General features: G+C 59.5%; 19 protein-coding genes and 1 tRNA gene. 9 read left to right on the forward strand and 11 right to left on the reverse strand.

The window, feature by feature from the left end; genetic code table 11:
• Window positions 1–61: 61 nt before the first annotated feature.
• Together Q0X23_RS13545 and Q0X23_RS13550 are read right to left on the reverse strand one after the other, a co-directional pair.
• Window positions 62–1,198 carry an FAD-binding oxidoreductase gene (locus Q0X23_RS13545; RefSeq protein ID WP_297860774.1) on the reverse strand — a complete coding sequence of 379 codons (1,137 nt, stop codon included), beginning with the start codon at window positions 1,196–1,198 and terminating at the stop codon, window positions 62–64.
• Between the two features lie 65 nt (window positions 1,199–1,263).
• Window positions 1,264–2,856: a Na/Pi cotransporter family protein gene (locus Q0X23_RS13550; protein WP_297860775.1), complete on the reverse strand. Its 1,593-nt coding sequence runs from the start codon at window positions 2,854–2,856 to the stop codon at window positions 1,264–1,266.
• A gap of 699 nt (window positions 2,857–3,555) precedes the next feature.
• Between Q0X23_RS13550 and Q0X23_RS13555 the strand changes: the two genes are divergently transcribed.
• From Q0X23_RS13555 to Q0X23_RS13570, 4 genes are all read left to right on the forward strand, one after another.
• The gene (locus Q0X23_RS13555; RefSeq protein WP_297860776.1) at window positions 3,556–4,584 is read left to right on the forward strand and encodes an ABC transporter substrate-binding protein; all 1,029 of its coding nucleotides are present in this window, start codon (window positions 3,556–3,558) and stop codon (window positions 4,582–4,584) included.
• Between the two features lie 164 nt (window positions 4,585–4,748).
• A complete protein-coding gene (locus Q0X23_RS13560; protein WP_297860777.1) occupies window positions 4,749–6,971 on the forward strand; it encodes an iron ABC transporter permease in 2,223 nt (740 codons plus the stop codon).
• Between the two features lie 7 nt (window positions 6,972–6,978).
• On the forward strand, window positions 6,979–8,049 hold the full coding sequence (locus tag Q0X23_RS13565) for an ABC transporter ATP-binding protein (RefSeq protein ID WP_297860778.1): 1,071 nt from the start codon (window positions 6,979–6,981) through the stop codon (window positions 8,047–8,049).
• Between the two features lie 317 nt (window positions 8,050–8,366).
• The gene (locus Q0X23_RS13570) at window positions 8,367–10,076 is read left to right on the forward strand and encodes a S8 family serine peptidase (RefSeq protein WP_297860779.1); all 1,710 of its coding nucleotides are present in this window, start codon (window positions 8,367–8,369) and stop codon (window positions 10,074–10,076) included.
• 222 nt (window positions 10,077–10,298) lie between these two features.
• Here Q0X23_RS13570 and frr read toward each other — a convergent pair whose 3' ends face one another.
• The 4 genes from frr to rpsB form a co-directional block, all read right to left on the reverse strand.
• A complete protein-coding gene (gene frr / locus Q0X23_RS13575) occupies window positions 10,299–10,859 on the reverse strand; it encodes a ribosome recycling factor (protein ID WP_170148220.1) in 561 nt (186 codons plus the stop codon).
• A 103-nt stretch (window positions 10,860–10,962) separates the two neighbouring features.
• The gene (gene pyrH / locus Q0X23_RS13580) at window positions 10,963–11,667 is read right to left on the reverse strand and encodes a UMP kinase (protein WP_119340321.1); all 705 of its coding nucleotides are present in this window, start codon (window positions 11,665–11,667) and stop codon (window positions 10,963–10,965) included.
• Between the two features lie 103 nt (window positions 11,668–11,770).
• Window positions 11,771–12,361 carry a translation elongation factor Ts gene (gene tsf / locus Q0X23_RS13585; RefSeq protein WP_297860780.1) on the reverse strand — a complete coding sequence of 197 codons (591 nt, stop codon included), beginning with the start codon at window positions 12,359–12,361 and terminating at the stop codon, window positions 11,771–11,773.
• Window positions 12,362–12,452: 91 nt separating this feature from the next.
• On the reverse strand, window positions 12,453–13,199 hold the full coding sequence (rpsB, locus tag Q0X23_RS13590) for a 30S ribosomal protein S2 (RefSeq protein WP_119340294.1): 747 nt from the start codon (window positions 13,197–13,199) through the stop codon (window positions 12,453–12,455).
• Window positions 13,200–13,378: 179 nt separating this feature from the next.
• Between rpsB and Q0X23_RS13595 the strand changes: the two genes are divergently transcribed.
• The 5 genes from Q0X23_RS13595 (at window position 13,379) to rplI (ending at window position 16,029) form a co-directional block, all read left to right on the forward strand.
• Window positions 13,379–13,453, forward strand: a tRNA-Ala gene (locus tag Q0X23_RS13595).
• 511 nt (window positions 13,454–13,964) lie between these two features.
• Window positions 13,965–14,279: a 30S ribosomal protein S6 gene (gene rpsF / locus Q0X23_RS13600; RefSeq protein WP_297860781.1), complete on the forward strand. Its 315-nt coding sequence runs from the start codon at window positions 13,965–13,967 to the stop codon at window positions 14,277–14,279.
• A gap of 152 nt (window positions 14,280–14,431) precedes the next feature.
• Window positions 14,432–15,268 (forward strand): single-stranded DNA-binding protein, encoded by an 837-nt coding sequence (locus Q0X23_RS13605; RefSeq protein ID WP_297860782.1) that lies wholly within the window; start codon window positions 14,432–14,434, stop codon window positions 15,266–15,268.
• Between the two features lie 71 nt (window positions 15,269–15,339).
• Window positions 15,340–15,567, forward strand: coding sequence for a 30S ribosomal protein S18 (gene rpsR / locus Q0X23_RS13610; RefSeq protein WP_119340320.1), 228 nt, complete (start codon window positions 15,340–15,342; stop codon window positions 15,565–15,567).
• A 12-nt stretch (window positions 15,568–15,579) separates the two neighbouring features.
• Window positions 15,580–16,029 (forward strand): 50S ribosomal protein L9, encoded by a 450-nt coding sequence (rplI, locus tag Q0X23_RS13615; protein ID WP_297860783.1) that lies wholly within the window; start codon window positions 15,580–15,582, stop codon window positions 16,027–16,029.
• A gap of 360 nt (window positions 16,030–16,389) precedes the next feature.
• On the opposite strand, the gene Q0X23_RS13620 is transcribed toward rplI, so the two are convergent.
• The 5 genes from Q0X23_RS13620 to Q0X23_RS13640 all read right to left on the reverse strand — a co-directional run bounded on the left by Q0X23_RS13620 (window position 16,390) and on the right by Q0X23_RS13640 (window position 20,534).
• Window positions 16,390–17,031, reverse strand: a complete 642-nt coding sequence (locus Q0X23_RS13620) for an MOSC domain-containing protein (RefSeq protein ID WP_297860784.1) — start codon at window positions 17,029–17,031, stop codon at window positions 16,390–16,392.
• A gap of 306 nt (window positions 17,032–17,337) precedes the next feature.
• A complete protein-coding gene (locus Q0X23_RS13625; RefSeq protein WP_297860785.1) occupies window positions 17,338–17,733 on the reverse strand; it encodes a DUF3054 domain-containing protein in 396 nt (131 codons plus the stop codon).
• 36 nt (window positions 17,734–17,769) lie between these two features.
• Window positions 17,770–18,744: a lipoyl synthase gene (gene lipA / locus Q0X23_RS13630; RefSeq protein WP_297860786.1), complete on the reverse strand. Its 975-nt coding sequence runs from the start codon at window positions 18,742–18,744 to the stop codon at window positions 17,770–17,772.
• Window positions 18,741–19,448, reverse strand: a complete 708-nt coding sequence (gene lipB / locus Q0X23_RS13635) for a lipoyl(octanoyl) transferase LipB (RefSeq protein ID WP_297860787.1) — start codon at window positions 19,446–19,448, stop codon at window positions 18,741–18,743. Before lipB ends, lipA begins: the two co-directional genes overlap by 4 nt.
• Window positions 19,449–19,595: 147 nt before the next feature.
• Window positions 19,596–20,534 carry a GTP-binding protein gene (locus Q0X23_RS13640; protein WP_297860788.1) on the reverse strand — a complete coding sequence of 313 codons (939 nt, stop codon included), beginning with the start codon at window positions 20,532–20,534 and terminating at the stop codon, window positions 19,596–19,598.
• Between the last annotated feature and the right edge of the window lie 86 nt (window positions 20,535–20,620).

Consider the following 20,620-nt stretch of genomic DNA (forward strand, 5'->3'; position numbering starts at 1 on the left):
CCAAAGCCAAGTGTACGCGCAAGCCGTGCGGGTTAGCAAGGGCTCTTAGCACAGAGAACTTTCAGACGATGTTTTTCTCCGCCAGCTTTCGGGTCTGGGCAAAACGCTCGTAGCGAAGTGGGTTTATGTCCAGGCTATGCGCTCGTCCATCGGCAATTTCCTCGGCCATCAGTCGGCCTACCATGGCGGCCTGCTGCACGCCGTGACCGGAGAAGCCGCAGGCATTGACCCAGCCCTCTACCCCCGGCATCCGGCCCAGAATGGGGTTGTGGTCGGGGGTAACCTCGTAGTAGCCCCACCAACTGGCTTTTTGATCGAGCTGGAGCCGCTCCAGCCAGGGAAAGCGGGCCAGGCCGACTTCCAAGGTGGGCTCGAGCCAGCTCCAGTCCATGCCAAGACGGAAGCCCACATCTTCAAGATTGCTGCGGCCAAAAATCAGCCGGTCGTGCTCGGGGCGGAACCAGAAACCGCTCGAGAGGTCTATGGTCAGGGGATGCCAATTGGGGTACGGAATAGTAGCCGTACAAAAAACCATACGCCGTGCCGGTTCCACAGGGATAGACAACCCCGCCCGGCGCCCCACCTCGCCCGCCCAGGCACCGGCTGCATTAAGCATAAACGAGGTCTGGAAGGAACCCCTGGAGGTCTTGACCCTCCACGCAAGGTCCACCGGCGCTGCGGCCAGGAACTCGGTTTCGGTGTGTACCTCTGCACCCAGTTCGCGGGCGCGGCGCAGATACTCCATGCAGATACCATGCGGGTCTACGATGCCGTCGGCAGGGCCAAAGGTGATCCCCAGGATGGGCTCCAGGCCCTCCGCCGTGGGCAGAAAGTCGAACCACTCCCGGGCTCCCTCTAAGCCCCGCACCTCCACCGGCACGCCCAGGCTTTGCTGAAGCTCAACGCCCTTCATATGGGAGTTCCACTGGCTATCGGGCACCAAAAACAGATAACCGATGGCCCGGTAGGCCGCTTCGGGCATGGCCCGGTATTCCTGGATGGAGCGCCAGGAGAGCAGGATGTTGGTGGCCTCGGTAAACTGTACCCGCACCCCTGCTGCACTTTTGCCTGTGGAGCCCATGGCTGGCGCGGGCGCCTGCTCGAGCACCCCCACCTTCAAACCCCGCTCGGCCAGACGGTAAGCGCAGGCCGCTCCGATAATGCCCGCCCCCACCACCACCACGTCGTAGTGAATCATTGGGCCTACTTTAGCGCAACGGGCGGTTTTGCGCCAAAAAGCGAGGGGGCAGCGCTTGGCGCGGGCTAAGCGCTTGCCAGGGGACGGTGCAGGTCAAGAGACAGCGAAGCCAAGCGGGTAATGCTCTGGTCGAGCTCATCCAGCACAATCAGCAGATCGAGGTGCGCGAGGGTAGTCGCCCGGCTTTCGATGCGCCCTGTTTCCAGGCGGCGCAGATGGGAGCGGCGCAACTCGAGCAAAAGGCTTTCCAGATGCATGCGCTCGGCAATAACCTGCGCTGCCAGGGCCTCGTTGCGGGTGGCCAGGGCTGCCAGGGAGAGGCGCAGCCGCTCCAGCACTTTCCCGGCGGCGTCGGCCAGCTCGGTGCGGCCCTCCTCGGAGAACTCGAGGTTCTGGGCGTAGAGCTTGTCCTGCTTGCGCAACATCCGCCGCACCTGATCGCCCATGTGCTCAATCTCGCTGGCCGCCATCATGAGCATCAAGGGCGAGTCGCCAGGGTGTCGGGCCGAAAGGTCGCTCAGGTAGAGCACAATCGCACGGGCCAACTGGTCTACCTTTTCCTCGCGCCGGGCCACGTCGGCAGCATCGCCATTGCCACGGGCCAGGATTTTCACCGTCTCGGTGAGCATCTCCGAGAGCTGGTCGCCAATACGGCCCACCTCGCGCAAAGCCAGGCTGGAGGCCAGCTCGCGCGACTTCAGGGCTTCCTCGGAGATGTACTTGGGGCTGATGTGGTACTCTGCGTCGGGGATCGCCCGGCGCATGAGACGCTCGAGGGGACGCACCAACGGCAAGACCAGGAGTGAGGCCAGCATGTGATAAAGCAGATGCCCCTGGGCCACCGCTGCCGAGGGGCCAAGCCCTACCTGCCGGGCAAGCTCGGTGCTGAAGCGGACAAAGGCCGGTAGAAACAGCACAAACGGTATGGAAAGCAGGATTTTCCAGCCCAGGTGGGCGGCTGCAATCCGGCGGGCAGTGGGCGTGCTATTCCAGGTTGTCAGGAGCAGAATCATCCCCGACCCGGCGCCACCCCCCAGGGTCAGCAGCAAGGCTGCCGAGGGGCTCAGGGCACTCGAGGCTGCCAGAGCCAGGGCCAGGGCCGCTACTGCATTGGCTGAACCCAGCAGCGAGGCCAGGGCAAAACCCAGCAACCACAAGCCAAGCGACGAAGATTCCAGGTTTTCACGAATCAGGCCAAAAAGCTCGGACTCGGTGAGGGGTAAAAGCCCCTGTACCATCAGGGAAATACCCAATAGCAGCATCCCTAGCCCCAAAACCGCTTCGCCCCAGACCTGGGTTCGCTTGTACAACGAGACCAAAAAACCCAGCCCCACAATGGGCAGGGCCATCGCGCTGATGGGGGTCGCGGCCAAAAGCAGGGCCACCGTAGCCCCTCCTTTGGCCGCCAGACCCAGCACCAACGCCGAACCAAAGCTGGCAATGCCCGACTCAGCCAGCCCAATGGCGGTCAGGCTCAGGGCCGTGCTGTTAAGGGTCAGGGCACCCACCAGGGTTCCGGCCAGCCAGGCCCGCCTCGAGCGTGCCGTAGCCCAGGTCAAGACCCGCCGGGCGGGCCCGCCCACCACCACCGCCAGGGCCTGGGAAAGGAACGACAGGCCCTTCACCAACAACGCTAGACCACCCAGGGCTTCTAACACTTGACGTTCCCCTGACCATTCAATCTGCTGGAAGTATAGGCCCAATAACCCCTAAAGTCCAGCAATTTCGACCCCTGGGCAGGGCTGGTGCATAAAGTAAATCCACGCCTTCCTCCCCCAACGGGGGAGGCTAGGTGGGGGCATAACACCCAGCCATCTCGCCTTGCTACGAGCATTTTTGCAACCCCAGGCGTCTGAAGCACCCCTGGCTGAGGTTTGTGAGGGTTCACGCACCGACCCTGGACCCCTGGGTGGGTCAAAAATGTACGGGTTGGCCAGGCTGGCTACAAGTTTGGCCAGGCTGGCTACAAGTTTGGTAGCCCCCACTCATACCAGATTCGGTTAGTTCGTCACCGAAGGGTGACGAACCCGACCGAAGGGAGTGCTCTAGGATTCAAAAAGACAACCTATGGGTTTTTGGTTTTTTGAACTGTCTTTTTGTATCCGGTATCATTCGCTGAATAGCTACTTTCTTGACTCTGTTTTTCGATCCCAGAACCACCCCTCCATTAGCGGTTGGCCATAGGTTGCGATTTTTTGCTTTGGCCTTTCGCTTTGTGCTTTCGACTCAACTTATAGGTATGGTGCCAGCAATAACCCAGTACCCGGTTCATGCGGCAGTCCCAATCTGTCGTGTGGGGCACTTGAATCTTGACTTTTTTCTGAGAAGCCGTATGATTCGGCCGAGGAGGCTCCAATATGGCTATGTGGAAGCGGAATGTCCGCTGGTGGGTTCTTGCGGCTCTTGTCCTGACGATGAGCACGGGCTTAGCCCAACAGCGGGTAGTCAATGTGATTTGTAGCGTCACCCAGAACTGGTGCGAGGCCCTGGGCCCGGCCTTCAAGCAGGCCACCGGCATCGAGGTGCGAATCGTTAGTGTCTCCACCAACGAGGCCCTGGCCCGCCTGCGGGCCGAGCAGGCCAACCCCACCTTTGATGTATGGTTCGGCGGTACGGGCGATCCCCACTACGAAGCCTTCAAGGATGCCATTACCGAGTGGTACCGGGTTAAGGCCTACAACGACCTTTCGCCCACCATGAAAGCGGCCATCGGCACCACCTACATCCCGCTCTACCAGGGAATTCTGGGATTTGGCATCAATCCCAAGGTGCTACAAGACCGGGGCGCACCCATCCCCCGTTGCTGGAAAGATCTGGCCAATCCGGCGTACCGCGGTCTGATTCAGGTTTCCAACCCCAACACCTCGGGCACAGCCTATACCCTGATTGCCACCCTGGTACAGATTTTTGGGGAGGAAGAAGCCTTTAACCTGATGCGCAGCTACCACCGCAACGTGGCCGAGTACACCCGCTCGGGTGTGGCCCCGCGCATTGCCCTGGGACGGGGCGAGATTGGCATCGGGATTCAGTTCATGCACGACCTGGTGGAGTTCAAGAAGCAGGGCTTCCCCATCGAGATTGTGGCCCCTTGCGAGGGCACCGGTTACGAAATTGGCGGCCTAAGTCTGGTGCGGGGCGCTAAGAACAAGGCCAATGGCCAGGCCTTTATGGACTGGGCGGTCTCGCCTGCGGGTCAGCAGGTAGGCTTCCGGGCCGGCATTTTCTCGTTGCCTTCCAACACCAAGACCCCTCTGATTGAAGGCATTCCCAACCCCAAGGACTTCAAGTTGATCAACTACGATGCCAAGAAATACGGCGACCCCGACCTGCGCACCCGGCTGATTACCAGGTGGACCCGGGAAGTCTTCCCGCTGCCCCGGCGCTGAGCCACTATGAGCCACTAGAGGTTGATCGGGAACAAACTTCAGGCATAAACCCTCAAGTGAGGTCCTCAAGTCCAATACCAAATGGGACGTAGTTCAAAGGTAAAAAATGCAGAACTCGAGCCGATTCCAAGTGTAGGCTCGAGTTCTTGATGAGGGGAGCCCGCATGGCGGTGATTGGAAAAACGAGCCTCAAGGGTATTGCCAGCGGACGCTCACCGGCCTGGATGGCCGGTTTGGTCGCTCTGGTAAGCCTGCTGGTGCTGCCCTGGGGGCGCACCGACCGCAGCTTGCTCGAGTTCGATAGCAAGCTCCTGGTGTTGAACCAAGCACCCTGGCTGGGTGGGGTACTGCTGGTGGTGGTGGCAGTGCTGACCCTATCGAGCCTGCTGCATCTGCCCCTGGTACAGCGCGGCTACGCCCTGGTGGGGCTGGGAGGTGCGGGGTTCCTGGCAGGGGTGGGCTGGCTGGTCACCACCTCGGTGCCATTTGGGGTGGGCGCACTACTTGTGTTGACTGCCCTGCTGGTGATGGTGGGTATCGGATTGAGCGAGACGGGCATCATCCAAAACGACCCCTTCGTGACCAGCAGCATCCTGGTATGTTCGCTGTTCGTGCTGCTGTTCATCGCTTACCCACTCTTTACAGTGCTACGCGAGTCGGTGCAGCTGAAGGGGACCTTCACCCTGAACAAGATTCAAAGCGTCCTCACCTCGCCCCTCTTCATCAGTATCGAAAACCCCTATACCGACCACTCCGAACAACTGCTGGTGAACCTGGCCACCCTGGGGTTGGGGCTCCTGGGGGCCGGGCTGGCGGCACGCGGGGGTCTGCGCTGGCCTCGAGTCCTGATCGGGCTGGGCGTGGGTTTGGTGCTGGGCTGGATTGCAGGCGCGGGGATTTTTGGCGGCGGGGCCTTGCCCACCAGCCTTTACCTGGCCCTGATCGTGGCGCCCATCACCACGGCCCTGGGCCTGGTGTTTGCCCTCCTGGAGCAGCGCTCGAGGGCGGCCTGGGTACGTCGAAGCCTGGGGGTGGTAAGTCTGCTGCCCCTAATTACCCCCCCGTTTGTGTTTGCTTTTGCCCTCATCTACTGGCTTGGGCGCAGCGGAATCATCACCAGCGACCTGCTGGGGCTCAAGACCAGCTTTCTGTTTGGCATCAACGGGGTGGCCATCGCGCAAGTCTTCGCCTTCACGCCGGTAGCTTTTTTGATTCTGCGCGGCTCGGTGCAGGGGCTTAACCCGGCCCTCGAGGAGGCCTCGACCACCCTGCGGGCCCACCCCTGGCAAACCTTCCGCGACATCACCTGGCCCTTGCTGCGCCCTGGCCTGGCTGCGGCTTTCTTGCTTACCATCATCGAGTCGCTGGCCGACTTTGGAAACCCCATGCTGCTGGGCGGCGACCGCAACTTCCTTTCTACCGAGGTCTTCCTGGCCCTGACCGGGCGCTACGACCCCAACGAGGCCGCCGTCTACGGCGCCGTGCTCTTGTGTTTGGTGCTCGTCATATTTGGCTTGCAGCGGCTCTGGCTGGGCAACACCTCGTTCGTCACGGTCACCGGCAAGCCGGGGGCAGGCAACTTCTCACCCTTGCCGGTCTGGCTCGAGCGCACCCTGCAAACCATCCTGGTTCTGTGGGGGCTGGCTGTGGTGCTGCTGTACTTCTCGATTTTCTTTGGCTCTTTTGTGCAAATCTGGGGCATCAACAACAGCTTTACCTTCAAGCACTACGTCGACCTGACCAACCTGGGCCTGCCGGTGCTGTTCAAAACCGCTCAACTGGCTTTTATCAGCGCCATCATTGCTACGCTGGTGGGTTTCTTGATTGCCTACCTGGTCTCGAGGCAGCAGTTTTTTGGACGGGGGCTGTTGGAGGTCGGTTCAATGCTCTCCTTTGCCACCCCCGGCACCGTGATGGGGGTGGCCTACATTTTGGCCTTCAACACTGGCCCCTGGCTCCTCACCGGTACCGGGATCATCATCGTGCTGGCGCTGGTCTTTCGCAACATGCCGGCGGCGGTGCGAGGGGTCATCTCGGGGCTTTCCCAGATTGACAAGAGCCTCGAGGAAGCCTCCACCCTGCTGCGGGCCCCTTCCAGTACCACATTGCGCCGGGTCTTGATCCCCCTGCTTATACCGCAACTTCTGGCCGGGCTGGTCTTTGCGTTTGTGCGCGGCATGACCGCCATAAGCCAGATTATCTTCCTGATTAGCCCTGGAAACGCCCTGGCTACGGTGCTCATGCTGCGCTGGATAGAACAAGGCGATCTGGGCCGGGGCGCAGCCATGGCCACGGTGATGATTTTAGGGCTGCTCACGGTCATCTTAATTCTGTTTGCCGTCTCGCGGCGGCTGGGACGCGGCACCTCCCTGGAAGCCGCAGTATGAGGTCACCATGCAACAAACGGTATCGGCAAACCAAACCGGAAAGCAGCAAGCGGTATCGGTCAAGCTCGAGGGCATCGTTAAGAAATTTGGCAAGGTCACGGCGGTCGAAAAAGTAGACCTGGAGCTACCCGCAGGCAAGCTCATCACCCTGCTGGGTCCTTCGGGCTGCGGCAAAACCACCATCCTGCGCATGGTCGCGGGCCTCGAGCGCCCCACCGAGGGACGGATTTTATTTGGCGGGGAGGACGTAACCCGGCTACCGGCCTATCTGCGCGACATCACCATGATGTTCCAGAGTTACGCCCTTTTTCCCCACATGAATGTGTATCAAAACATTGCCTATGGCCTCGAGGTGACCCGCCGCCCCAAGCAGGAAATCCGCGAACGGGTAGCCGAGGTGGTGCAACAGGTGGGCCTGACCGGCCTGGAGGAACGCCCGGTAGCGGCGCTTTCGGGGGGGCAGCAGCAGCGCGTGGCCCTGGCCCGCTCACTGGTGATGCAGCCGCGGGTACTGCTCTTCGACGAACCGCTCTCGAACCTCGATGCCAAACTGCGCAAACGGGTTCGCGAGGAAATCCGCGATCTGCAACAGGAGCTGGGCATTACCTCACTCTACGTAACCCACGACCAGGAAGAGGCCATGGCCATCTCCGACCGGGTGGTGCTGATGAACAAAGGGGTCATCGAGCAGCAGGGTGACCCCCGCACCCTCTACACCAGGCCCGTTAGCCGCTTCGCCGCCGACTTCATCGGGCGGGCCAATTTCTTCGAAGGGCACTACAGCGCCGGACGCATTCAGGTGGCGGGCTACCAGCAGCCTTACCAGCAAGAAGGCATTTCGGGCAAAGTGACCGTTATGGTGCGTCCCGAGGCCCTAAAGGTGCACCTGAGCGGCGATGGCCTGGACGGCACCATACACCATGTCTCCTTCCTGGGTTCCTCCACCGAATTTAGCGTGGATACCCCGGTGGGGCGGCTCGAGGGGGTGGTGGCCGGCGACGCCCCAGAGCTCCCCGGCCGCGGTGAGAAGGTCAAGGTTCAGTTCGCGCCACAGGGAACGTTCTTGCTGCCTGCCTAAGTCCATAGCTATACAAACACGTATACACTTCCACGGTTTCCATCTGTGCTTACCCCTAGCCTTTTCCCTACGGCCTGTGGAGGGCTGGGGTGGTATTGATCAAGGCCCGAAATAATGTGCTGTGCTGAGGCGCTTCTCAGTAGCTCCAATGTCCCTGACTTTTGACCTGCGACAGGGAATTGGCCTGTGGAGCAAACTCTTCGGCTCGAGCGTTTCGAATATTGGCGGGCCCACCTTAAGCAACGCTCAACCCCAATCCCAAGATTTCTTTAGATTTCGCTCAATCGGGGTCACGGGCTGCCGCCTAGCCTGTAGCCATGATGCTCCGCTTTCTACTCGCCCTGTTGTGGCTCATCCTGCTGGCGCCTTTTTCCCTGGCCCAATCGCGCACGGTGGAAGTAATTGTGGAACTCGATGGGCCGCAACTACCCCGCGGGCAGGCCCGGGCCGAACTGATGCGATTGCTCAAAGCCCACCTCGGTCAGATGCAGGGCCGCCTCAAAATTAAGGCTGCCGGAGGGTTCTGGGCCAGCCAGAGCTTTCTGGTGCGTGTGCCCGAGTCGCAGGTAGAGCGCCTGATGCAGATGCCGGGCGTGCGACGGGTCTACACCAACCGGGCAGTTCGGATGACCCAGCCGGTGGCTTCGGCCCTCTCGGCTCCGGTAAACAGTGGTAGCAACTGGGCTTTACAGCAAATCGGGGCACCCGGTCTGTGGGCCAGTGGCCTGCGCGGTCAGGGGATTCGCATTGGACACCTGGATACTGGTGTGGATGCCTCCCACCCGGATCTGCGCGGCAAAGTTGCAGCCTTTGCGGTGGTCAGCCCCGGTGGCACCCCCCGCCCCAGTGAGCCCTACGACTCCTCCCTACACGGAACCCATACCGCCGGGCTTTTGGTGGGCAATAATGTCGGGGTAGCCCCCGAGGCCCGCCTGGTTTCGGCACTGGTGCTGCCCGATGGCTATGGCACCCTGGCGCAGGTATTGGGTGGGCTGGACTGGGTGCTCGAGCAAAACGTGCAGGTGGTCTCGATGTCGCTGGGCATGGAAGGCACCTGGACAGAGTTTGCTGCCGCCATCGGACGCATGAAACAGATGGGGGTGCTGCCGGTCTTTGCGATAGGAAACTCGGGTAGCAGCACTGCCTCGCCGGGCAACATGCCCGATGTACTCGGCATTGGGGCAACGAACCCGTCCAACCAGGTCGCGGGCTTCAGCAGCCGGGGCGAGGTGCGCTGGGGCGCGCCCTACAATGTGGTGCTGAACAAACCCGACCTGGTCGCCCCCGGCGTCGATGTGCTCTCCACCATTCCCGGCGGGCGTTACATGGCCATGAGCGGCACTTCGGTGAGTACTGCCATTGCTGCCGGCAGCGCGGCCTTACTCATGTCGGGTGGCTTCAAGGCCGAGCAAGTGCGGCAGGCTCTGCTCAGCTCGGCACAAAGCCTCCAGGTTGCTGGCAGTGGCCGGGGGCTCATTCGCCTGGGAGAAGCACTGGCTATGCTGCGCCCCAAGCAACCCGACAACGCGCAAGCCACTCAACCCAGCCCACCTCCCCCCCCACCGGCCCCGCAACCTCCCCAGACCAGCCAACCCCAGCCTGGGCAGCCCTCTGCCAGCAACCCACAGCTAGGGGAAAAAACCGCGCTGCTAATCGTCGAGACCACCGGCGCAGATGGGGCCAGGCTGGCCCTGAATAGCCTGGGCTTTCGCACCGAGGTGATGCAGATCAAACCCGAGCAGCGGCCCGGAGCCGACAAGGTAGACGATTTTGCACTGGTTATCTGGGTTTTGCCCGCTAACTGGAGCGACAACTGGCCCGAGCCCCACCGCAAAATGCTTCGGGCGTATGTGGAGCAGGGCGGGCGGCTGATGCTTATTAGCAACAACCAGGGACAGCGCCCAGTGGCCGAGTCCAGCGCTTACGGCAAGGGCAAGGCGAGCTTCGTGAGCGGCGACCTGGGTAGCCTGAGCGTGGAGCGGCGCGCGCAGGTTTTCCAGGGCATCATCCAGCAGTTGATGCGCTAAGTTGCCCTCAGGTGGGCTCAAAATACGGTACTCTGCGGTGGGGAATGTATCCCCCACAGCAAACCCCGCCGTACCGGGTATTTGTGAGAACTGCTCTGAGAATAACCAGGGCCAGGGTCGAACGCGCCTGGCTGTTGGGGCCTTTGCTGCATCCTGAAGAGATTCGTCCCTGACCTCGAGATTGTTCTTGGACGTACGCCCAGCTAGAAGGTGCAGAGCGCTCTAGCCACCCAGGATTTCTTGCTCCTTCTTGTGCAAAGCCTCGTCAATCTTGTGGATAAAATCGTCGGTGATCTTCTGGATTTCGGCCTCGGCACGTTTGATGTCGTCTTCGGAGAGGTGTTTTTCCTTCTCCATCTTCTTGGCTTTGTCAAGGGCTTCGCGCCGGGCGTTACGAACAGCAATTTTAGCTTCTTCGGCGTAGTGTTTGACTGCTTTGACCAGATCTTTGCGACGCTCTTCGGTCAGGGCTGGAATGTTGATGAAAAGGGCATCGCCCTTGTTGGTGGGGTTTAGGCCCAGATCGGAGTCGCGGATAGCTTTTTCGATTTCTTTGAGCATACCCGGATCCCAGGACTGCACCACCAGAGTGCGCGGATCGGGTGAGGAGACAGTACCCACCTGGTTTAGGGGCATGGCGGAGCCGTAGTATTCGACTTTGATGTTGTTCAGAATGGCGGGATTGGCCCTTCCGGTTCGCATGGTAGCGAGGTGGTGCTCGAGGGCTTCCAACGATTTTTGCATGTGATTCTTGGCTTCGGCGTAGAGGTCTTTGAGCATGATTGCCTCCTTAATCTTGCTTAATCCTGGATAGCTTACCCCTGAATTGCCTAAAGGTTGCAGGGCAGCGGGCCTGCAGGCTGTGGTACTTAACCTTCCCGTAGCCCTAGCTATGCACCAGGGTGCCCACGCGTTCCCCTTTGATAATTTTCTCCAGATTGCCCTCCGTAAACATATCAAAAACCACGATGGGCATATTTTGCTCCTGACACAAGGCCATGGCAGTAGCATCCATCACCTGCAAGCCTTCTACCAGGGCCTGGTGGTAGGTGAGATCGTCGTACTTGATTGCAGCGGGGTTTTTGCGGGGGTCGTCGCTGTACACCCCATCCACCTTGTTTTTGGCCATCAATACTGCGTCCACGTTCATTTCCAGGCCACGCAGAGCTGCTGCGGTGTCGGTGGTCACGTAGGGGTTGCCGGTGCCGCCGCCAAAGATCACCACCCGGCCCTTTTCCAGGTGCCGTATGGCCCGGCGGCGAATGTAGGGTTCGGCAACTTGCTGGATGGTCAGGGCCGTTTGGACGCGGGTGGGTACACCGATGAACTCGAGGGCATCCTGCAAGGCCAGAGCATTCATGATGGTGGCTAGCATGCCAATATAGTCTGCGCTGGCCCGATCCATGCCCACACCCTGCCGCGCACCCCGCCAGAAATTTCCGCCGCCCACCACAATTGCAACCTGCACGCCCAGCCGGTGGGCCTTCGCCACTTCATGCGCTAGTGCCTTGGTGGCTTCAGGCTGGATACCAAAGCCATTGCCGCTCATAAATTCACCCGATAGTTTGAGCAGAACACGCTTGTATTTCATCTGGCCCCCTTCGCCGCTATTCACATTTTTTTGAATGGTTTACGAGCAAGCCAAAAGTAAAGGGCCGAAAGCCGCTGGACTCTCGACCCTTGCAAAGCATCCCTCACGCTCCGACTTCAAATCGGGCAAAGCGTTTGACCTGAATATTTTCGCCTATCTTGGCAACGGCAGCCTTGATGAGTTCGCCCACCTTGACCTTCTCGTCCTTTACGAAAGGTTGCTCCAGAAGAACCGTCTCTTCGTAAAACTTCTTAAGACGGCCTTCGGCGGCTTTCTCGGCGATGTTTTGCGGCTTTCCTTCGTTGAGGAGCTGCTGGATATAGATGGCCTTTTCCTTTTCGAGGTCTTCTTGCGAAACCTCCTCGACGCTCACGTAGCGGGGGTTGGCCATGGCGATGTGCATGGCGATGTCCTTGGCCAGACGCTGGAACTCCTCGTTGCGGGCCACGAAGTCGGTCTCGGAGTTGAGCTCGACCATCACCCCCACGCGCAGATTGTGGTGAATGTACGAGCCGATAATACCTTCGCGGGCCTCGCGGTCGGCTTTCTTGGCGGCCTTGAGGGCACCGCGCTCGCGCAGCAGGGTGGTGGCCTTTTCCATGTCCCAGCCGGCATCTTCCAGCGCCTTCTTGACGTCGGTCATGCCAGCACCGGTTTGTTCGCGTAGTTTCTTGATTTGCTCAAGTTGTGTCATCGGTTTCACCTCTGAAGGCTTCTGGGCTCAGGATTCCGGGCTCTGGGTAAGGCTATTGCCCTGGGCCTGGAACCCTTGACCCAAGCCTGGTTTATGCTTCTGCTGCTTCGGGTGTGGCGTCCACATCGGTACTGGTAGCCGGAATTTCACGCCCACCACCACGGGCTTCGACGATCAGATCGGTCATGCGGCTCACGATGAGCTGAATCGAACGAATGGCGTCGTCGTTACCGGGCACAATAAAGTCGCACACGTCGGGGTCGGAGTCAGTGTCGGCCAGGGCGATCACGGGAATACCCAGCTTGCGGGCTTCCTTGACTGCAATGGCCTCCTTGGTGGGGTCAACCACAAAGATTGCGTCGGGCAGGCGGCGCAGCTTGCGGAAGCCGCCCAGGTTCTTTTGCAGCCGCTCGAGCTCGTGTTGGAGCTTGACCTGCTCGGTCTTGACCCGCTCCTTGATGTCTTCCGAGGCGAAGAGGGCCTCGAGCTCGGTGAGGCGGTTGACCTGCGCGGTGATGGTGCGGAAGTTGGTGAGCATCCCGCCCAGCCAGCGCTGATTGACATAGGGCATTCCGGCGCGGTCGGCTTCCTGCTGAATAATCTCCTGGGCTTGCTTCTTGGTGCCTACGTAAAGGATGGTGGCCCCCCGCATGGCCAGGTCTTGCACGTACTTGAAGGTGCGCTCGAGCTCGACCATGCTTTTTTGCAGGTCAATGATAAAAATGCCGTTGCGCTCGGCGTAGATGTAGCGCTTCATCTTGGGATTCCAGCGCTTGGTCTCGTGGCCGAAGTGCACACCGGCCTCGAGCAGTTCCTTGATGCTTACGTTTGCAGCCATGTTTTCTCCTAACGGGACGGTTGGAGCGGGCGTTGATTTGTGCTGGCTGCGCTTTTGCCCTGGGTACCGTTCCCTAACCCCAGGCCGCGCTTGGCACACCCAAAAAAGAAGTATACCCGAGCGATGCCCTTTACGGAAGCCCTGTTCCTTGCTATACTTCTTGGTGCTGTTTAGCGCCTGGGGGCGTAGCTCAGCGGGAGAGCAGGTCCTTTGCAAGGACAAGGTCGGGGGTTCAAATCCCTTCGCCTCCACCAGAAAAGCCTATATTCAAGCAGTTTGACGATAGCAAAATGCGCATTGCTCTGGTAATACCAGATTCTGTTGGTTCGTTGCCGTTCGGTAACGAACCAATCCGACCGAAGGGAGACGCTTTCTTCGCCGACCGACAGGGAGGGGTGTGCCCTAGGATTCAAAAAGTCAACCTCTGGGGCTTTTGGTTTTGGATAGTGTCTTTTTGAGTCCGGCATAAAACCACCCCTTCCTCCCCCAACGGGAAAGGCCAGTTCGGGGCACAGCACCCCGCCAGGTCGCCTACCCATGCACATTTTTTTAGCAATACCAACCGTCTGAAGCGCTCCTGGCTAAGGTTTGCGAGGTTCACGAACCGACCCTGCCATGCCTGGATGATTAATTGGCCCTCCTGGCCTTCATCTGATATACTCTCACCTTGCGTGACCCGAAAGGGTCGCTACATTGTGTTGTACCTGGCTGTATCGCATGCAAAGCTGCGGCAGTGGGTACAACCAAACCAGAAAGGAGGTGAATATGCCGCAGTACGAAGTTAACGTGATTCTCAACCCCAACCTCGATGGGGCCCAGGCAGCCTTGGAGAAAGACATCATCAAAGCCGCCCTCGAGCGCCACGGTGCCCAGATCAAAAACGTAGACGACTGGGGTAACCGCCGCCTGGCCTATCCCATCCAGAAAGACCCCGAAGGCAACGTGCTTTTCTACACCGTGGAAATGGCTGGGGGCAGCAACGCCGCGCTGCAGCGTGAACTACGCTTGCGCGATCATGTACGTCGTGTGACCATCCTCCGCGACCGTCCCGAATGGCGAAACAGCAAGAAGAAAAAATAAGCTGTTTGGCCCAACCTGAGTTCTGAGGCCAGAGACCGTAACGGAACTCAAAGGCTATAAGCAAGTAGCCCAAAGCCAAAAGCTAAAGGCACACTGCAAAATGCCGGATGTAGACTATAAGCAAAGACCGAAACGAAAAAGGACTGATTGATATGGCTCGAGGCCTCAACCGCGTTACCCTCGTAGGCACCCTGACCCAAGACCCCGAACTGCGCTACACTGCCGGTGGACTGGCCGTGATGGAACTCAACCTGGCCGGCAACGATGTGGTTACCGATGAGCAGGGCCAGACCCGTGAACCCGCCTGGTATCACCGGGTTAAGCTGCTGGGTAAAAGTGCAGAGTTCTGGGGCGACACCCTGAAAGCGGGCATGGCCATCCTTGTGGATGGCAAGCTCGAGTACCGCGCCTGGGAGCAGGACGGTCAGAAAAAGAGCAGCCTGGACATCCGCGCTGACCGCATAGAGATTGTGAGCCTGGAAGGCAAGCGGGGCCAGGTGACCGTTACCGATGCCCGTGGACAGGAGCGCCTCAAGGACGGCCTCAACCACGTGATGCTGGTGGGTAACCTGACCCGGGACCCCGAACTGCGCTACACCCCTCAGGGAACCGCCGTGACCCGTCTTTCGCTGGCCGTGAACGAAAAGTTCACCACCCGCCAGGGGGGCGAACAGGAAAAGGTGCACTATGTGGAAGCTCAGGCCTGGCGCGAGCTGGCCGAGTTTGCGGCAGAACTCAAAAAAGGAGACGGAGCGTTCCTAATCGGACGCTTGGTGAACGACTCCTGGACCGCTCAGGACGGCACAAGGCGATACACCACCCGTGTGGAGCTTTCCCGCCTCGAGCGACTTGCCCGTGGAACTGGACAAAGTACAGGTGGAAACAGTTCCCAAAGCGCTGCAACTGCAGCCAAAGGCCGTACGGGTAAGGTAGATATTGATGAAGGCTTGGAAGACGATTTCCCACCTGAGGAGGATTTACCGTTTTGAGCACCAAGAAGATGTCCAACCGTGGTGGCCCCAAAGGCGACCGCCAAGACCGTGAACGGGGTGAGCGCGGTATGCGCCGTGGCCGCAAGCCCAAAGTGGCCGCAGCCGTGGGGGCCTTCGACCTCAACGATTTTAAGAACGTGGATATCCTCAGGCGTTTCCTGTCTGAGACCGGCAAGATTTTGCCCCGCCGCCGTACCGGACTCAACGCCAAGGATCAGCGCAAGCTGGCCCGCACCATCAAGCGGGCCCGCATGATGGGCTTGCTGCCCTTTACCGAGAAGCTGGTACGGAAATAGGGAGAGTGGAAGATGAAAGTGATTCTGCTTGAACCTATGGAGAACCTGGGGGATGTGGGGGCAGTTGTCAATGTGAAACCGGGCTATGCCCGCAACTACCTGCTGCCTCGGGGGATCGCTACCCTGGCCACCGAGAGCAACCTCAAGACCCTGGAAGCCAAAATTCGTGCCCAGGCCAAGAAAGCCGCCGAGCGCAAGGCCGAGGCCGAGCGCCTGAAGGAGCTTTTGGAACCCATCACCCTGACCCTCAAGGTTAAGGCCGGTGACCAGAAAATTTATGGCTCTGTAACCACCCGCGAAATTGCCGCCGCCCTCGAGGCCCAGCACCAGATCACCATCGATCCCAAAAAGCTGGCCCTGGAAAAGCCCATCAAAGACCTGGGCGACTATGCCCTGGCCTACAAGCCCCACCCCGAAGTCCCCATGACCCTCAAGGTCTCGGTGGTGGCCGACAAGGCATAATCTTCCGTAGCCCAAAAGCTGAAAACAGTGCTGTTTATATGCCGCCCGATGGGCGGCTTTTTTTGTCGAACCCTGAAAATACGTCGGGGCGAGATGAGCGCTATCATTTGGATATGGTTTGCTATTCCTCTTAGCGGATTCAAAAAGATAACCATCCAAACCAAAGATCCTCCAGAGGCTATCTTTTTGAATCCTAGAGCACACCCCTCCCGAACGGTCGGCGAAAAAAGCGTTTCCCTTCCAAAGGGGCTTACGCCCTCCGCTACGCGGATAACTTCGGCCCTGTTAGTTCGCCGCCATCCGGCGCAGAACTAACCGAATCTGGTATCAATACCTCGAATCTGGTATGACTTGAGCCAGTCAAAGCACTTTAAGCGATTTTAGACGCTCGGCATAAACAGCACGGGCTCGTTCTGCCAGTGGGGTGGACAGAATCCAGCGAAGCCGGGCGGCATCCGGGGTTTTGTCGTACCAGAGGTTAAAGACCTCCAGCAGCGTTGCGTTCTGGGTGGGGGCTGCTATTTTTTCGATGGATTGACCGCACTGAACCTGGCCCTCCTCGAGCACCCTGGCATAAAACCCTGGACGAGCTGCCTTCCGAAACTTCTTGACGAAACTGGGGTCGCCCATGCGGGCGGCCAGCGTGGCGCAGGGAATGCGAGGGGCGGATACTTCGAGCAAAACAGGGCCCACCTGAAAACGGTCGCCAATTCGCAGCGGTCCCTCGCCAAAGCTCGAGAAGGTCAGGTTCTCGCCAAAAGTGCCGGGCTCGAGCGCCTGGCCCAACTTTTCCACCCACCAGTCGTAATCCTCTGCGCTGTACACGTACACGGCCTGGTCGGGGCCGCCGTGATGCTCTTGGTCGGCCACATAATCGCCCATAAGCCCCAAAGCGGAGATTTGAACTGACTCGACTGGGTTTTTGAAGATGCCCGTGGTGGTGGTATGGGGGCCGACAGGCAAAAGCCGGGGCTGGCCGAGGTGGATGGAGAGCAAATGCACGGTACCCACTCTACACAATTTGTCCCTTGAACGTGAGGGATCTCGGCTCGTAAGAAATGCGTTGTAGGAAACCTGCTTATTTCGTTCCATATGACCTTGGCGAAAAACCTCCTTTTCCTCCCCCAGCGGGGTAGGTCGGGTGGGGGCGGTGCTTATCTATAGCAGAGCCCTCTATCATGCCCTCTTCTTTCGAGCAGCGGCATTTAGGGTTATTCTTTGGAATATTGGGTAACGAAATAAACGGATTTCTTGAATATTTCTTGCATTCTTAACGCACGCAACCGCCCCTTTAGCTAAAAAGCGCGATCAGACCCCAAGCTGCTTCCCGCGAACCAGGAAGATGGCCAAGGCACGCCAAGCCAGCAGCAGTACCAGGGTGGCACCCAGGGTTATCGCCCAAAAGACCAGATAGCCCAGATCAAAGGGTTTTTGCAGCACCATGAAGCGCAGCCAGACCCCGGTGCTGACCGCAATGGCCCAGGTGTAGAGCAGGTTTTGCCAGGTAGGCCGGGTGTAGGTGCGCAAAAACGGTGCAACCAGCCACCAGACCAGCAAGATGGGCAGTGCGTTGCGGACGATGCCAGAAAGGCTTACGGGCTCGCCGTGGCTTTGCAGGCCGATGATGGCGAAAAGCACGATACAAATCGCATCGCCCCAGGCCAGCAGGCGAGCTGTTTTGCGGGTTTTTACGGTGATAGACATACCTGGGAATGAGTCAAGGGGAAGGCACCCTCCCGCCTACTCGGCCTTCACGGCCTCAAAAAACACCTTCTCGGCCCGGTAGGAGCTACGCACCAGGGGGCCGCTGAAGACCTCCAAAAAGCCTTCCTGGTATCCCCAGTCGCGGTACTTGGCAAACTCCTCCGGCGTTACGTAGCGCTCAACCGGCAGGTGGTGCTGGGTGGGGCGCAGGTACTGCCCGAAGGTCACGATATCCACCCCCACCGCCCTCAGGTCACGCATAGCCTGGCGAATCTCCTTGTCGCTTTCGCCCAACCCCAGCATCAGGCTGGACTTGGTGAGCACCTCGGGGCGCACCTTTTTGGCGTGCTCCAGCACCCGTAGGGTCTGGTCATAGCCGGCCCGGGGGTCGCGAACCTTGGGGGTCAGGTGCCGGACGGTCTCGAGGTTGTTGGCAAAAACATCCTGCCCTCCTTGCAACACCGTCTCCACGTCGGCCAGGTTGCCCTGAAAGTCTGGGGTGAGGGTCTCGACCCTGACCGCGGGATCGAGCCGCTTGATCTGCCGAACCGCCTCGGCAAAATGCGAGGCCCCGCCGTCGGGCAGGTCGTCGCGGTCGACCGAGGTGAGCACCACGTACTTGAGGCCCATCTCGGCTACCGCCTGGGCCACATGCAGGGGTTCCAGGGGGTCTACCCAGCCCCTGGGGTTGCCGGTGTCTACTGCGCAAAACTTGCAGGCCCGGGTACACACACTGCCCAGCACCATGATGGTCATGGTGCCGTGGCCCCAGCACTCACCGATGTTGGGGCATAGGGCCTCCTGGCAGACTGTGCTCAGGCGCAGGCGTTTGGTGAGCTCCTTGAGACGCTGGTAGTTGGGCCCGGTGGGCACGGTGGCGCGCAGCCAGGCAGGCTTGTTGCGGTCTACAGGCTCCGGGCGCTCCTGGGCGATACCGTTGGGTATGACCTTGAGTTCTATCAGGCCGCCGTGCTGGAAATCCTCGAGCTGAACGGTTTTGAGTTTGCTCATGCCGGTTCCTTTAGCGTGTCGGGCAGGGCAGGCGGTTGGTCGAAGCTTGTAAACACTTGCGCAAAGGCCGCTACCACCCGCTCCATTACTTCACTCATGCTAACCTCTCGGGCCAGGATTTTTTGGAGCGAGGTTACACCCTTGTCCTTGAGGCCGCAGGGCACAATCAGGTTGAAATCGTCCAGATGGGTGTTCACATTCAAAGCAAAGCCGTGCAGGGCCACATCCTGCTTGACCGCCACCCCAAAAGCGCAAAGCTTTTCTTCGATATCGGGCCAGCTCGCTACGGGCGCGGGTTTGCGAATCCAGACCCCGGCGTAGCCCGGTGTGGTGTAGGTCTCGATGCCGTATGTGCCGGCGACCTGCACGATAACCTGCTCGAGCTGCCGTAAAAATCCCCGTACCTGCCGCCCCACGGGAAAGATGGGGTAACCCACCAGCTGGCCCGGGCCGTGGTAGGTCACGTCGCCCCCGCGCTCGATGCTAAAAAGCTTGATCCCCTGCGCCCGGTACTGCGCCTCGCTCAAAAGCAGGTTCTCCGGTTTGGCCGCCCGGCCTAAGGTGATGGTGCGCGGGTGCTCCAGCAGCAGCAGGGTGGGCTTGCGTTGCCCACAGGCCACCTCGGCATGCACTTTTTTTTGATACGCCCAGGCTTCGGCATAGGGTACAAGCCCGAGTTTTTCCACCTCGAAGGCGGTGCTCATACCCCTAAAGCATACTCCTGGCCCGTCCATCGCACAGGAACGAAGTTACAGAGGGTTGAGTGAGCCAGTACGTGTCGGGTGCATATTGATTGTCGCTTGGAGCTGTACTCGATGATGCTGCCTGCGGCTGTCTTCTTTGCACGCGAATCACCGCACCTGTAGGGCCTGGAAGGCTTCCTCGTACTCCAAGCGGTTCAGGCCCCGGCCAATCACCACCAGGCGCGAGGGGGCGCTGGGCGGCGTCTGGGCGTGCTCGAGGCTAAAAATTTCCCTGACCGACTGAAAAAGCACCTGCTTCTCGAAACCCCGTACGCTCAGGAAGCCCTTGGCGCGGAAAACCCTGTCGGGACGGGATATCAGGTACTGGTCAATGAACTCGTTTACTTTCTGGCGCTCCAGGAGCCTTTCTGCCGTAAGGGTAAAGGTTTGCACATCGGGCGTATGGAGGTGGGTGTGGTGCTGGGGTTTCCAGTCTAAGTCGAAGGCCCGCTTGTGCAGCACCTCTTCGGGGTTGACCTTTGAGCGGGCCGTGCTGTAAATCTGAGCCAGGGGGTTGATTTTCCGGATGAGGTTTTCGGCCTCGGCAATTTGTTCGGGGGTGGCCAGGTCGGTTTTGTTGAGCACCACCGTGCTGGCGTAGGCCAGTTGCACGGCGCCCTCGGGGCCGTCGCGCAGGGTTTGCTCGAGGTTGCGGGCATCGGCCACCCCAATGATGCTGTCCAGTTCGAATTTTGTGCGGGCAAACGGATCCATTACGGTCTGGGCCACCGGCACCGGGTCGGCCAGCCCCGAGAGTTCAATCAGGATGTATTCGGGTTTGTCTTTGCGTCCAATGAGCTTGAACAGGGCCGAGACCAGATCCTCGCGCCCCACGCAGCACAAACAGCCATTGGATAGCTCGGCGATGCCGTCGGTATCCACATTTTCGATGAGAGAGCCATCTATACCGGTTTCGCCAAACTCGTTAACGATAATGCCAAACCGCTGCTGGCCGGTGGCGACGAGATGATTGACCAGGGTGGTTTTGCCCGCCCCCAAAAACCCCCCAACCACACTGACCGGAATGCGCTTTTGAAACTGCGTCATGGCTATACCATACTAAAGCGCGTTACACAGAGCCTATTTACGATTCACATTTGAACGCGCAGTCTAATGATAATATATTATCAAAA

Source organism: Meiothermus sp., from assembly GCF_026004115.1.
Taxonomy (GTDB): Bacteria; Deinococcota; Deinococci; order Deinococcales; family Thermaceae; genus Meiothermus.